14 protein-coding genes are annotated in these 12,787 nt (G+C 39.6%); 1 reads left to right on the plus strand and 13 read right to left on the minus strand.

Annotated features, from left to right (window positions below; genetic code table 11):
- Positions 1–8: 8 nt before the first annotated feature.
- The 3 genes from EHQ70_RS02735 to EHQ70_RS02745 form a co-directional block, all read right to left on the minus strand.
- The gene (locus tag EHQ70_RS02735; protein ID WP_135583412.1) at positions 9–767 is read right to left on the minus strand and encodes an enoyl-CoA hydratase/isomerase family protein; all 759 of its coding nucleotides are present in this window, start codon (positions 765–767) and stop codon (positions 9–11) included.
- 70 nt (positions 768–837) lie between these two features.
- Entirely contained in the window at positions 838–2,019 is a 1,182-nt protein-coding gene (locus EHQ70_RS02740; RefSeq protein ID WP_135583413.1) for a M20 metallopeptidase family protein, read from the minus strand.
- Complete coding sequence (locus tag EHQ70_RS02745; RefSeq protein ID WP_135584309.1) at positions 2,016–3,575, minus strand: TolC family protein; 1,560 nt, start codon at positions 3,573–3,575, stop codon at positions 2,016–2,018. Before EHQ70_RS02745 ends, EHQ70_RS02740 begins: the two co-directional genes overlap by 4 nt.
- A gap of 241 nt (positions 3,576–3,816) precedes the next feature.
- On the opposite strand from EHQ70_RS02745, the gene EHQ70_RS02750 reads away from it, so the two are divergent.
- Entirely contained in the window at positions 3,817–5,886 is a 2,070-nt protein-coding gene (locus EHQ70_RS02750; protein ID WP_135583414.1) for a thioredoxin domain-containing protein, read from the plus strand.
- On the opposite strand, the gene rsfS is transcribed toward EHQ70_RS02750, so the two are convergent.
- The 10 genes from rsfS to rplU all read right to left on the minus strand — a co-directional run bounded on the left by rsfS (position 5,873) and on the right by rplU (position 12,738).
- On the minus strand, positions 5,873–6,238 hold the full coding sequence (rsfS, locus tag EHQ70_RS02755; RefSeq protein WP_135583415.1) for a ribosome silencing factor: 366 nt from the start codon (positions 6,236–6,238) through the stop codon (positions 5,873–5,875). The two genes, EHQ70_RS02750 and rsfS, sit on opposite strands and share 14 nt — an antisense overlap.
- A gap of 1 nt (position 6,239) precedes the next feature.
- On the minus strand, positions 6,240–7,397 hold the full coding sequence (locus EHQ70_RS02760; protein ID WP_135583416.1) for a LytR C-terminal domain-containing protein: 1,158 nt from the start codon (positions 7,395–7,397) through the stop codon (positions 6,240–6,242).
- Positions 7,398–8,009 carry a bis(5'-nucleosyl)-tetraphosphatase (symmetrical) YqeK gene (gene yqeK / locus EHQ70_RS02765; protein ID WP_135583417.1) on the minus strand — a complete coding sequence of 204 codons (612 nt, stop codon included), beginning with the start codon at positions 8,007–8,009 and terminating at the stop codon, positions 7,398–7,400.
- Complete coding sequence (locus EHQ70_RS02770) at positions 8,009–8,617, minus strand: nicotinate-nicotinamide nucleotide adenylyltransferase (RefSeq protein ID WP_135583418.1); 609 nt, start codon at positions 8,615–8,617, stop codon at positions 8,009–8,011. The genes yqeK and EHQ70_RS02770 overlap by 1 nt, the downstream gene beginning before the upstream one ends.
- 2 nt (positions 8,618–8,619) lie before the next feature.
- Complete coding sequence (locus EHQ70_RS02775) at positions 8,620–9,885, minus strand: glutamate-5-semialdehyde dehydrogenase (protein WP_135583419.1); 1,266 nt, start codon at positions 9,883–9,885, stop codon at positions 8,620–8,622.
- A gap of 4 nt (positions 9,886–9,889) precedes the next feature.
- On the minus strand, positions 9,890–10,750 hold the full coding sequence (proB, locus tag EHQ70_RS02780; protein WP_135583420.1) for a glutamate 5-kinase: 861 nt from the start codon (positions 10,748–10,750) through the stop codon (positions 9,890–9,892).
- Positions 10,737–11,762, minus strand: a complete 1,026-nt coding sequence (obgE, locus tag EHQ70_RS02785; protein ID WP_135583421.1) for a GTPase ObgE — start codon at positions 11,760–11,762, stop codon at positions 10,737–10,739. The genes proB and obgE overlap by 14 nt, the downstream gene beginning before the upstream one ends.
- Positions 11,763–11,838: 76 nt before the next feature.
- On the minus strand, positions 11,839–12,096 hold the full coding sequence (gene rpmA / locus EHQ70_RS02790; RefSeq protein WP_135569430.1) for a 50S ribosomal protein L27: 258 nt from the start codon (positions 12,094–12,096) through the stop codon (positions 11,839–11,841).
- A gap of 3 nt (positions 12,097–12,099) precedes the next feature.
- Positions 12,100–12,429: a ribosomal-processing cysteine protease Prp gene (locus EHQ70_RS02795; protein WP_135583422.1), complete on the minus strand. Its 330-nt coding sequence runs from the start codon at positions 12,427–12,429 to the stop codon at positions 12,100–12,102.
- On the minus strand, positions 12,430–12,738 hold the full coding sequence (gene rplU / locus EHQ70_RS02800) for a 50S ribosomal protein L21 (protein ID WP_002974492.1): 309 nt from the start codon (positions 12,736–12,738) through the stop codon (positions 12,430–12,432).
- Between the last annotated feature and the right edge of the window lie 49 nt (positions 12,739–12,787).

A 12,787-nucleotide genomic window follows, 5' to 3' on the forward strand; every position in this document is an offset into this window, starting at 1 on the left:
TTCTCTCTTTAAGAAGTAAAAACAGGTCTCCTGACTTGGACCGAAGCAGCAATTCCTTCCTGTGCATCCGAAGATTGAATGCTAATGATTGTAGCTATAATATCTGGTTCAATCAAAGCCAATATATCTTTTTGTACATTCAAAATTCCTGATTTTGTATCTTTCATTGCGGACAAAGAATTTTTCTTTAATTTGGTTTGGAGAGATTTTGATTTTTTTCTTAAATCATCTTCCGTTGTTGTAATTTCTTCGAACAAACTCGGCATTTCTTTTGCTTTGAAAGCATCTCCGAGTAATACGTGACGTTTTGCAGCATCGTATCCGACAGCTTCGCCTAAAAGAGCATAAATAAAAGATGGGACTTGGATTCCAATTTTTACTTCAGGCAATCCAAAACGAATGTCTTCTGTAACAAACCGATAATCACAAACAAGAGCAAGCATGGCTCCATAGCCCAAAGCATGGCCTGAAATTTCAGCTATGGTAGGAACGGGAAGGGTATACAAACTTTTTAAGTTCTCATAGAATAAATTTAAAAAAGGAGCCAGATCTTTTGACATATCCATTGTGCTGACAGTAGTCAGATCAAGTCCCAAAGAAAAAGTACCTGGAGAATCACTTTTTAACACGATCACTTTGGAATTGGATTCCTTTGCAGTTTGGATTGTTTTCTTTAATTCCAAAAACGATTCATTAGAAAAACTGTTCTTGTCGTTAATGCCCAATCGGATAAAACCGATTCCGTCTATTTGTTCGAATGAAATCATGTAATCCTCTAAATTAGTTAGATATCTAACCAATAGGGGAAGGGGGAAAAATCGGCAAGATTAATTTTGTTTACTGGGAATTTAAAAGATAGGTTTTTATGACTTCTTTCATGACGACAAGGCCAATGGGAAGGGCATCTTCATCAAAATCGAAAAAAGAGCTATGGTGGGGATGGATAAAACCTTTGGATTCGTTTCTAGATCCGATAAAAAAATAACATCCAGGACGTTCCATAAGAAAGGCAGAAAAATCTTCCCCACCCATGGTTCTTGTATTTTCTTCCGTGAGGCAATTTTCCCCTAAAACATTCTTTGCAGCAGTTCTCACTATATCTGCCATAGCGGGATCGTTGATGGTTGGTTTATCGATCCGATTGTATTCGAAGTCCACCTTCGCACCGAAGCCACTTGCTACTTGGTTCACAAGGGATTCCATTCGTTTGGGAATCATTTCATAAACAGATTTAGAGTAAGTACGAACGGTTCCATGGAGAGTAGCAGTTTCGGGGATGACATTAAAAGCATTTCCTGAATGAAAAGAGCCTACTGTGACCACACAAGGTTCAAGTGGGTCAACGTTTCTCGAAACTAAGGTTTGTAAGGCTGTGACTAAATGAGACCCCACAACAATGGGATCCACCGTGTGTTGTGGCATTGCCCCATGTCCAGAAGTTCCCTTGACAGTGATTTTGAATTCATCCACGGAAGCCATCATGGTTCCGTTCACAACTCCGACTTTCCCAAGATCTATATGATTCCAAACATGGAGGGCGAAAACAGAGTCCACTTTGTATCTTTCCAAAATTCCAGAAGCGATCATTCGGTCAGCCCCAGATCCACCTTCCTCGGCTGGTTGGAAACAAAGAAGAACCCTACCTTTTGGAACAAATTCTGAAAATGTTGATTTTAGTTCGGAAGAAAGAGCCATAAGGATGCTTGTATGTCCATCATGGCCACAAGCATGCATCTTTCCCGGGTTTTTGCTTTTGTATTCGTGGTTGTTTTCTTCGTGGATCGGAAGGGCATCCATATCGGCACGAACAAGGATTGTTTTTCCAGGAATCCCTGAATCAAAAAGTGCGACAAGTCCAGTTTCTGCAATTCCTGATTCCACTTGAAAACCTAAAGATTCCAAATGTGCCTTCACAAAAGAGGCAGTTTCCCTTTCCTCATATTTGAGTTCAGGAGACTGGTGAAAGGTTCGTCTGTAGCGAACCATTTCCTCTTTTCGGTGTGAAGGAAGGAGTTTCATAATTTGTCGGTTTCTAGTTTGGCTCTCTTTTCGACTTCATCCAAAATGGAATAGAGATCGAGTCCATATTTCTCAAAAAGAGAATTTTTTGCCAACTCATAACGAACTAAATTAATATTAAAATTGATCTTAGCCTGCGTGACAGCGAGCTCTACATTTGCCAAACTATCTAGGGCATTTTTTACGTTAACAGCCGTATAGCGACCTTGTCGGAAACGTTCCATTAGCCCATTGTAAAAAATTTCTGTTTCTTTTCTTGTTTTGATTAGATCTTTCAAAAGAGCATGGCTTGCTATGAGTGCTTCATAACGATTGTCAATTTCTTGAGAAATTTCTTGTTCCAAGTTTTGGATTTTCATCTCATTTACTTTGAGATTGGTTTCCGCATCACGAATTCCTGCTTTGATTCCTAAATCCCAAAGAGGATATGACATTTTTAACTCAGCAAGAATTTGTGGGTAATTGAAGGATGTGATCCCTCGTTGGCGTGCGATGAAATTATCTTGAGGAGAAATAAAATTTTGACCAATGGAACTATAAGTAAAACTGGCAAGAAGTGATGGATCGTCTTCAGCAAGAGCTGTATTCAAAGCCAGTTTTGCAATTTCTCTTTCCCTTTTTAACATAAGGAAATCAGTCCTTCTAGAAAGTGCATACTCTTTGTCTGCTTTTAGATTGATCCCTGTAGGCAAAGTTTCGCTGAGATCAGTGACACCTTCAATAGAAGATCCTGTGTCTACATTCAGAATACGAATCAAATTTCTTTCGGCTTCAATTCGATCCACTTTTGATTTTGCTAAAAGAGATTGGGTTTTAAGATACGCCTGGTTCCATTGGTTGACTTCAAATCCTTCTGAAAGTCCAAGACCTGTTTTGCGTAAGGTTAATCTACGAATCTCTTCTGTGTTTTTAGAAACTTTTTCGTAAGTAGCAATTTGTGAATCTACGATGCTAAGGGACCAATAATCCACAAGAATCTTTACCACAAGTTGTGTTAAGATGTTGATATAGTTTTCGCGAACAAGAAGGGTTTGGTTTTTTAGAAGTTTTTCCTTATCTTCTTCGTTTCTTCCAAATCCATATTTAAGTAATTCTTGGGATAAAGTAACAGAAACTGCACCCGTATACATTGGTGGAGCCGCGAGCAAACTTCCAAATCCACTTTGCGAAGCAGGATCTTCAAAAGCGTTCACATCATACCGGATGGTACTGATCTCAGTTTTGAAATAGGTTCCGGTTTTGAACTGTTTTTCTATCCCAGCCGAAATTTTATCTTGGGATCGAATTGTTCCGGCAAAGATGTTGTTTCGGTTACTTGGAAAAAGTTGTTTGGAGGACTGGATGCTGGCCAAGGCTTTCCAAGAGTATTTGGACTCATTTTTCCATTCAGGACTATCTGCTTTTACAATTTCCAATTTGGCATTTTGAACAATGGTATTGTTTTCAATGACTTGTTCAATGGCTTGGGAAATAGTGAGTCTTAGTTTTTTGGGACCATTTCCCTCTTGGAGAGAATCTGGGATGGTATTGCCGTTTTCCCACTGGGAAAGTTGCATCCGTTTCACGTCCTCGTCAAAGTCTGATTCCGCAAAAACTGGCAGAGTGATCAAACTAAAAGATATTAACCAACTGGTCAACTTTCGAGAACTTATGAAAAAATACGGGGTAGAAATATTATGACTGTTCAATGGAAACTTATTAAACCCCTTACAAAAACAAGATGAAAAAATCAATCTTGTCAATCAACCTAAAATGTAAAAACCTACCTGGAGAAACGTTAGTTTCTGGGAGAACATTGTGGCAAATCTGTCGAAAAAACCGAATCGTCTGGTTCATGAAAAGAGTCCTTATCTGTTACAACATGCACACAATCCCGTAGATTGGTTTCCCTGGGGAAACGAAGCCTTCGAAAAGGCCCAAAAAGAGGATAAAATCATCCTTTTGTCCATTGGATATTCGACTTGTCACTGGTGCCATGTGATGGAACGGGAATCCTTTGAAGATGATTCCACAGCAGAAGTCTTAAACCGCGATTTCGTATGCATCAAGTTAGACAGAGAAGAACGACCAGACATAGATAAAATTTATATGGACGCCCTGCACGCCATGGGAACCCAAGGGGGTTGGCCTCTCAATATGTTTCTCACTCCCACAAAGGAACCAATTCTCGGAGGAACTTATTTTCCTCCCGAAAATCGCTACGGGAAACGCAGTTTCAAAGAGGTTTTGCGTTTGGTTTCAGAGGCTTGGAAGAACCAAAGAGAGGAACTGATTACAGCTGCTTCCGATTTGACACAGTATTTACGAGACAATGAAACTAGATCCAATGAAGGAAAGCTCCCAGCTAAAGAAATTATTGAGAAAAATTTTGAACGATACCTCCAAGTGTACGATAAAGAGTTTTTTGGATTCAAAACCAATTCTGTGAATAAATTTCCTCCTAGTATGGCTCTTAGTTTCCTTACGGAATTCTACTTACTGAAAAAAGACCCAAGAGCCCTGGAGATGGCTTTTAACACGGCTTATGCCATGAAGTCCGGTGGGATTTACGACCAAGTTGGAGGAGGAATTTGCCGTTATGCGACAGACCATGAATGGCTTGTTCCTCATTTTGAAAAGATGTTGTATGACAACTCTCTCTATGTTGGAGCTCTTTCTTTATTGTACAAGGCAACGGGAGAACCATTCTTTTTAGAAGTGATCCGGGAGATTGTAACTTATATCCGAAGGGATATGACCTTAGAGTCCGGCGGAATTGCGAGTGCCGAAGATGCTGATTCTGAAGGGGAGGAAGGTAAGTTTTACATTTGGAACCAAGAAGAATTTTTTTCCCTAGTTCCCTCAGAGGAAATCCAAGGATTTTGGAATGTGACCGAGGAAGGAAATTTTGAACATCATAACATTTTAAATGTTTATTGGAAGGGAAAAAATCCTTTTGTCGATGGAATCCAAATGAAACCGGAATTCTCTAAACAATTGGAATTAGCAAAAGAGAAGTTACTCACAGTTCGTGAAAAAAGGATTCGTCCCTTACGGGATGATAAAGTCTTAACTTCTTGGAATTGCCTTTGGATCCGAGCCCTTTTGTCTGCCTACGAGGTTTCTGGAGACGAGGAATATCTAAAAGATTCCAAAAAGATTTATCAATTTATCACAAAACAACTAGTAGGTGAGGATGGTTCCATCCTAAGACGATTCCGAGAAGGGGAAGCCAAATACTTTGGGACCCTTCCCGATTATACAGAATTCATTTGGGTATCGATGAAACTCTTCCAGTTGGATGAGGATATGGATGCCTATGCATTCGGAAAAAAATCATTGGATTATGTTTTTGCCAATTTTGAATCCAAGGTGGGGCCATTTTACGAATCCTATCATGGAAACGAAGATTTGATTGTCAGAACCATAGAAGGTTATGATGGAGTAGAACCTTCTGGAAATTCAACCATCTTACATTTGTTTCACCTTTTGTTTTCCTTGGGGTATAAAAACATAGATCTGCAAAAAAAAGCAAATTCCATCTTTGCCTACTTCCTTCCCGAACTCACACAAAATTCACTCAGTTATCCTTCGATGATTTCGGCGTTCCAAAAATTCCAATACCCATCCAAGGAAGTTCTAGTGGTGTATAGAGGCAAAGACCTTGAGGAAGTTGGATCCATTCGGAAAAAATTAGCAGGATTAAAAGATCCTAATTTAGTTTGGTTGGTAATAGAGGAATCGAAAGCGAAGGCATTGGTTCCAGAACTGGAACTCCTTACGGGAAGAGGTGCTGGTTCTGGAATTTTATACTATGTTTGTCAAAATTTTTCTTGTGAATTACCTAAAGACAACTGGGAAGAAACACTCAATCTTATACAACAATAGGAGTGGCATCGCCCCAGAGACGATCTAACGAATAATAAGTTCTCATTTCGTCTGTCATGATATGTACACAAATTTCACCGTAATCTAGAAGGATCCATCCAGTGGCATCTTTCGGAAGATCAGCGAGGTTTTGACGTTTCACTGCAAGTTTTAAAGGTTTCATATACTTATCAATGTCCTTCGCACAAGACCGACCTTGCGTTTCTGTTTTGACTGTTGCGAGTACAAATAAAGATAAATAACTATGGACATCTTTTAGATCCAAAAACTGAATGTTTTCACATTTTTTGTCAATTAACGTCTGTTTGATTTTTTTGAGATGTTCTAATGTCTCGGTGCTGATATTCGGCATTTTAGTCCTTGGAATTTTGAAAATCTTCCCCGAGTACGACAGTGGCATCTAGCCCCAGATCTTTTCTGAGTGCGAAGTAAACTCTTCGTCCTTGGAAGGTATCGGAGATAATATCTGTGTACTGTGTGTTTCCGGAGCGATTTAGGATGATACTGGATTTAAAACTAGAATCCCAGGCATTGTCAACAGAGAGAACTTTCAGACCCTTATCATTCAGAAGCACCTTACCGTATCTGGCAAGCCCATTTTTTGGGGTTCCATTCAGGACTTCAATCCGAGCTCTTTCGCCTTCGCTAAAGGAGAGGGACCTAAGTTCACTGGAAAATTTATGAAAAGCAACTTTTACAGTTTCTTCATTGGCTCTTAGGATTTCGTCTTTTTGTTTAGGCCTTCCAATCGGTTCCCCCGGTACTTCAGAAACACCAAAATGGATTTTTTCTTTTTTGAGAAAATCCATCAGAGTTTCCCATTCTTTTGTGGAAAGATTGGTTGTCATCTGCGAGTGAAGGTATGCAACTCTTTGTTTTCCAAGTAAGTCTCTTTTTTCATGAATGGCTTCAAGGATTGTTAAAAATACTGTTTCTTGGATTTCAAGTCTACGAATGTAGGAGATCATAGATTCATCCGTAAGAGAACTCATCCAATCAAAAGCATCTTCTCCGTCCAAAATATAAGTTTGTTTGTTCCTAGCATAATTTTTTGTTATATGAAGGGATTTTGGTTCAAAGAAAAAACCAAGTCCACCAAGTAAGTTAATCCAATTCTGGAATTGTGTTTTGGTCCAAACGATTTTGAAAGGGATATTAGAATCTAAAGTGTCTTCTAAAACTGATTCCACATACGATGGGGCAGAACTTCCCCTTTCTTTTAAAGATTTATCTCCATCGTCAAAACTGGTTTTGGGATTTACAAAGAAGAGGGCCGCTTTCTTTTCATTGGGATAAAATTCCGCATAAAGGGAAAACAGATATTCATCCTTATCACCTAAAACAGAGAAAAGGATAGGAAGTCGTTTGCTTTGAGACAATTTTTGATCTAAAGAAAATCCCCCTTTCGAACGAAAAACCAGAAAAAGAAGGGCAATCAAAAAGAAGGAACCAGCCGCGATCAAAAGAGTTTTTGCAGGGATCGGTTGTTTTTTAGGAGCTTCGCGTAACATCTATTTGGTTTCCTTTATCAAGTTTGCAGATTGGTTATACGTTTGGAACGTAAAGGGATGGATGACTTCCTTTTTTTCCATAAGAAAGGAAATGGTTTGAAAGGCTTTCATAAAAACTCCATAATTTAGATTTTCCTCTGTTTTCTGTACCCACTGGGAAAGATCTGGTTGCCGGAAAGCATAGTCGGATCCTAAAAAATCCGCGGCATAAAGAATTTGGTCCAAAAGTTTGGGAGAACTATTTCCTAAGGTATGGGAAGAAATAGCCTTTGTAATTTCAGGATCACTAAATCCATATTCTTTCTCAAGCCATAACGGAGCGGAAAAAGCGTGGAGGGCCTGCGAAGGAATTCCCGTTACGTCCAAAGAAAATTCATTGAAGAGTCCCGTATGGATTTCCGGTTTTTTCTGTTTGGTGATGTCATGGCAAAGTCCCGCGAGATAGGCTTTCTTTGGATTGGGATGCCCATGAATTTTAGCGAGTGACTCTGCATAGTCGGCAACACGGAAAATATGTTGGAGGCGGGTTTCCGTGACATGATTTGGAATTTCGTCCGTAAAAAATAAAATCCAATCCTCAAAAGAGGCATTTGATTTAGGAATTTGTTTCATTAAAATTTTCCTCCCTCTCTCGAGTTTAAAAACTTCAGGAGAAGTTCTTTGGTTTTGGGAAGAAGAAATTCATTCACTAAATTTCCATGAAAGATATGACGGATCTCCGTACTACTGATTGGTAAAACTGGGTTTCTTAATAGGTTTATCTTTGATTTGGGAATGTAACTAGGGATAAAAACTTCCTTTGGGTAGGGTGTAACTCTACGCACAACAATGATTTGTTTCATCATATCTAAAATTTCTAAATAGGATTTCCATTTGTCAAAAGAACCTAAATTGTCCTCGCCGATCACGAGGGAAATTTCTGAATTTGGATGGAGAGTGCGAAGGGTTCGTAAACTATCGATTGTAAAACTTGTATTCTGCTTTTTAATTTCCTCATCCCAAAGAATCACATTCTCTGAAAGGAAACTTTCAAATTCGGTAAGACAAAGTTCCCAAATTTCATTGGACCGAAACTCCTTTCCACCTTCCTTAAAGGGGGAAACAAAGTTGGGGCAAATATAAAGGAGAGCCTTTGGATAGGATTTGGAAACAGTTTCAATCACATGCCGATGGCCTAAATGGGGCGGATTGAAACTTCCTCCAAAAAACAAAACTTCCATTTTTAGCCCCGGACTTGTCCACTTCCTGTAACATAAGTTGTTGTTGTTGTTAGGTGGATAAGACCCATCGGTCCACGCACATGGAGTTTGCCGGTAGAAATTCCTACCTCAGCACCAAGGCCATACTCACCACCATCATGAAACCGAGTGGAACAGTTTACAAAAATGGCAGCACTATCCAACTCTTTTTGGAAAGTTTGGATCTCGGTTACATCTTCGGACAAAATACATTCTGTATGACCCGAACTGTATTTTCGAATATTTTCCATGGCTTCTGAAACAGATCCTACGAGTTTCACACTTAGTCTTGTGTCCAAAAATTCTGTATAAAAATCTTCCTCTGATGCTGGTTTGGCGGAAGGAAAAATTTTGGTAATGGATTTATCTCCAAGAATTTGGATTCCCGCAGATTCTAAATCTTCCAATAATTTCCCTAGATTCGGATAGTCTTTATGAATGAGTAAGTTTTCCAAAGCATTACAAACCCCAGGTCGTTGGACTTTTGAGTTGATTAAAATGGGAAGGACTATCTCAGGATTTGCCTGATTCGAAAGGTAAAGATTGGTCACACCTTTGTCATGTTTGATGACTGGGATTTTACTGTTTTCCGAAACAAAACGAATGAGAGCTTCACCACCGCGAGGAACAATCACATCAATCAAATCATCCAATTGGAAAAAGGGAACCATGGCTTCTCTATTTGTATTCTCTACAAATGTGACTACATCTTTTGTCACACCAGGTAAATTCTTTTCTTCGATTGCCTTGTGGAATAAAGAAGAAAGGATCAAATTGGAATGAAAGGCCTCAGACCCACCGCGCAAAATACAGGCGTTTCCTGATTTAAAAGACAAGGAAGCAATATCGATAATGACATTCGGTCTAGATTCAAAAATGGTCATGACCACACCAATGGGCACTCGTTTGGTAAGAAGTTCGAGTCCATTAGGTAAGATGGTACCACGAACCACTTCCCCCACGGGATCAGGAAGGTTACGAATTTCTTCGATGCTTTTTGCCATTCCCTTGATTCGTTTGGAATCAAGAAGGAGTCGATCCATCATCGAAGAGGATAAACCTTTCTCCTGGCCATTTTTCATATCAATTTGGTTTTTTTCGATGATCGCAGATTCATTTGCCAAAAGAAGTTCTTCCACACGTTTCAGAACCGAGTTTTTTTCTAAAGTGGTTAAACCTTTTAAGCCTCTACTAGCTAATCTGGCCTTGGTTGCTAGGTCTTTTGCGTAACTTGTCAATTCATCTGCCATAATTTTACTCCGAAGTTAAAGAAAAGAAATGGGTTTGGATTTCAGAAGCATTAGGAATTCGGTGTGGGAAGGAACTGTTGGCAATCAAGGTTCCAAAACTTTCCGTTTCAAAGAATTGGGAAATCGCATGTTTTCTCTCGCCATTCACAATCCCTGTTTTGATTCCGTAAGGTAACAAAAGTTTAGCGGCATTAATTTTGGTAAACATTCCCCCAGTTCCAGGGCCTGAAGGTCCTGTTGCCAGACTTTCTGTATCTTTTGTAATTTCAGTGAATAAATCAATTTTGAAATCTTCTTTCAAAAATCCATCGACACCTGTTAGAATGAGGAGAAGGTCCGCTCCTACAATGGAGGCAACAATGGCTGAAAGAATATCATTATCGCCTAAGTTAATTTCTTCTGTGGAAACGGAATCATTTTCATTGACTATCGGAAGGATTCCCCAATCCAGAAGTTGGCGAAAGGTCTGTTTTAGGTTTGTAAAACTTTTATCTTCATTCAAATCCTTTCTTCCAAAAAGAATTTGTGCCATAGGGATATTCACACGGCTAAAAAAACTTTCATAAAGATTCAGGAGTTTGTTTTGGCCCATAGCAGCAAACGCTTGTTTTTCGGCTAGTGTGGTTTTTCCATTCGGAACGTTTCCACTCTTTTCGTTCAGAAGTTTTTTTCCTTGGGCAATGGCTCCAGAGGAAACGAGAATCACTTCCTTTCCTTGGTCCCGAAGCGTTCGTATGTCACCGACTAAATCATATAAAAAATCATTGATTTTTGTTTCTTCACCGGAAACACGAGCGCTCCCAATTTTGATGACAATGAGTTTCGCTTTTTGAATTGAACTTAAAAATTCCTTACGTGTTTTCATAAACTAACTTCGATTTTTCAGGGAAGAATACTTTATCAATTCGTTCCAGTAGGTAGTCTAGGTTCGACTCCTTATCTGCAGAAATACAAATGATTTCCCCTAAATGGGAGTAGTTCTTTTGGATCTCCGCTGTGAATTCGGGATCCCCATCCCAAATATCCATTTTATTAATCACAATTAGGAATTTTTTCGCAAGTAGGGCTTCGTTATAATTTCCAAGTTCACTACGTAACATTTCCAATTCTTCTTCGAGCTGTAAATTCCCACCGTCAAAAAGAAAAAGAATCCCTTGGACTCGTTCAATGTGTTTTAGAAAGCTAATCCCAAGGCCTACACCCCGAGAAGCCCCTTCAATGATTCCAGGAATGTCTGCGACTGTGTATCGAAACAAATCTTCATGTCTATGCACCACACCAAGATTAGGTGAAAGGGTAGTAAAGGCATAACCTGCAATTTTTGGGTGAGCATGAGTGATTTTTGCGAGTAGGGTCGACTTACCAGCGTTAGGAAGTCCAACAATCCCAATATCTGCGAGTAATTTTAATTCTAATAATAAAGAAAGCTGACCACCATCTTCTCCGGGTTGGCTATAACGAGGTGCTTGTTGGACAGAGGTTTTGAAAAATGTATTTCCTTTTCCACCACGTCCGCCCGTAGCAATGGTAAAACTTTCGCCGTCGTGATTGAAATCATAGATGAGTTCCATGGTAACAGAATCAATGATTTGGGTTCCTACAGGAACTTTTAGGACTAGGTCCTCACCATTTTTTCCATTTCGATTCTGGCCAAGTCCTGGTTCTCCGTCTTGGGCTGCATACATACGATCCGGAAGGTAATTTTCCAAAGTCATCATTCGACCTTCAGCAACAAAGATCACATCGCCACCTTTGCCACCGTCACCACCATCTGGGCCACCAAATTCTACAAATTTCTCTTTATGGAAATGGACAGAACCTGCCCCTCCGTGTCCGGCTCGAATTTGAATGGGTACTTCGTCGATAAATCCGCTCATATAATCCTTTGGTCAAAAAAAAACCCGTTCAAGGGAGATCCTAAAACGGGTTTTGTCCTCACAATGTATGCGAGGATTACACTTTCGGGTAAACGGAGATTTGTTGTCTTTCTCTAGTTACATGTTCGAAAGTCACAACACCGTCAACAAGTGCGTAAAGAGTATGGTCACGACCAATCCCTACGTTTTTTCCGGGTTTGTATTCAGTTCCTCTTTGGCGAACAATAATGTTACCAGCAATTGCTAGTTGTCCACCGTAAACTTTTACACCAAGTCTCTTCGATACCGAATCACGACCGTTCTTTGTGGATCCACCACCTTTCTTTGTAGCCATTGTTTACCCCTTTATTATTTCGTCTTGGATGGAAATCGCTTGGGAATGAGAGTGTTCTAAAGATTTTAATCCAAATGAAACCATCGAAAGTAGACTTTGGTAGCCATCCCTTTGGTGCTTTTTGACTAAAAACATTAAATATCCATCTCGTTTTTCTTCCGATTCCAAACTGCCTTGTGATGCCAAATAAGAGTGAGCACTCTGAACCAGAGTGGAGACTCCTGCACACAAAAGATTTTCACCTTTCGAACCTAAGTCCTTGGGAGAATGTCCTTCCAGTTGGATTCCTGCGATTTTCCCTCCTAAATCTTTTAAAATCTTACTATAAATCAATTATCCGTTGATGGATACTACTTGGAGTTTTTGGAGTTGTTGTCTGTGTCCCCAAGACTTCTTGTAGTTCTTTCTTTTTTTGTATTTGAAACCGTGGATTTTTTCACCTTTGCAGTCTTCTAATACTTTCAAAGTCACTTTTGCACCGGAAAGTGCTGGTGAACCGATGTTCACTTTGTTATTATCGGAAAGGAGTAGGACTTTCGTTTCTACTGTGCTTCCAACCGAGTTTCCTGTTTTTTCTGCGACGAATACCTGGTCAGGAGACACTTTAAATTGTTTGGCTCCAAGTTCAATGATGGCGAACATATAACTATCCTAATCTCTTTCTCGAATGTAGTTCTTACCAGGATTTCTG

Source organism: Leptospira congkakensis, from assembly GCF_004770265.1.
Classification (GTDB): domain Bacteria; phylum Spirochaetota; class Leptospiria; order Leptospirales; family Leptospiraceae; genus Leptospira_A; species Leptospira_A congkakensis.

Bases quoted from the DNA above. Each gene is read 5' to 3' on its own strand.
- obgE (WP_135583421.1), bottom strand. From the start codon at position 11,762: ATGAGCGGATTTATCGACGAAGTACCCATTCAAATTCGAGCCGGACAC.
- rplU (WP_002974492.1), bottom strand. From the start codon at position 12,738: ATGTTCGCCATCATTGAACTTGGAGCCAAACAATTTAAAGTGTCTCCT.
- EHQ70_RS02735 (WP_135583412.1), bottom strand. From the start codon at position 767: ATGATTTCATTCGAACAAATAGACGGAATCGGTTTTATCCGATTGGGC.
- EHQ70_RS02745 (WP_135584309.1), bottom strand. From the start codon at position 3,575: ATGCAACTTTCCCAGTGGGAAAACGGCAATACCATCCCAGATTCTCTC.
- EHQ70_RS02775 (WP_135583419.1), bottom strand. From the start codon at position 9,885: ATGGCAGATGAATTGACAAGTTACGCAAAAGACCTAGCAACCAAGGCC.
- proB (WP_135583420.1), bottom strand. From the start codon at position 10,750: ATGAAAACACGTAAGGAATTTTTAAGTTCAATTCAAAAAGCGAAACTC.
- yqeK (WP_135583417.1), bottom strand. From the start codon at position 8,009: ATGAAACAAATTCCTAAATCAAATGCCTCTTTTGAGGATTGGATTTTA.
- EHQ70_RS02770 (WP_135583418.1), bottom strand. From the start codon at position 8,617: ATGGAAGTTTTGTTTTTTGGAGGAAGTTTCAATCCGCCCCATTTAGGC.
- rsfS (WP_135583415.1), bottom strand. From the start codon at position 6,238: ATGCCGAATATCAGCACCGAGACATTAGAACATCTCAAAAAAATCAAA.
- EHQ70_RS02740 (WP_135583413.1), bottom strand. From the start codon at position 2,019: ATGAAACTCCTTCCTTCACACCGAAAAGAGGAAATGGTTCGCTACAGA.
- EHQ70_RS02760 (WP_135583416.1), bottom strand. From the start codon at position 7,397: ATGTTACGCGAAGCTCCTAAAAAACAACCGATCCCTGCAAAAACTCTT.
- rpmA (WP_135569430.1), bottom strand. From the start codon at position 12,096: ATGGCTACAAAGAAAGGTGGTGGATCCACAAAGAACGGTCGTGATTCG.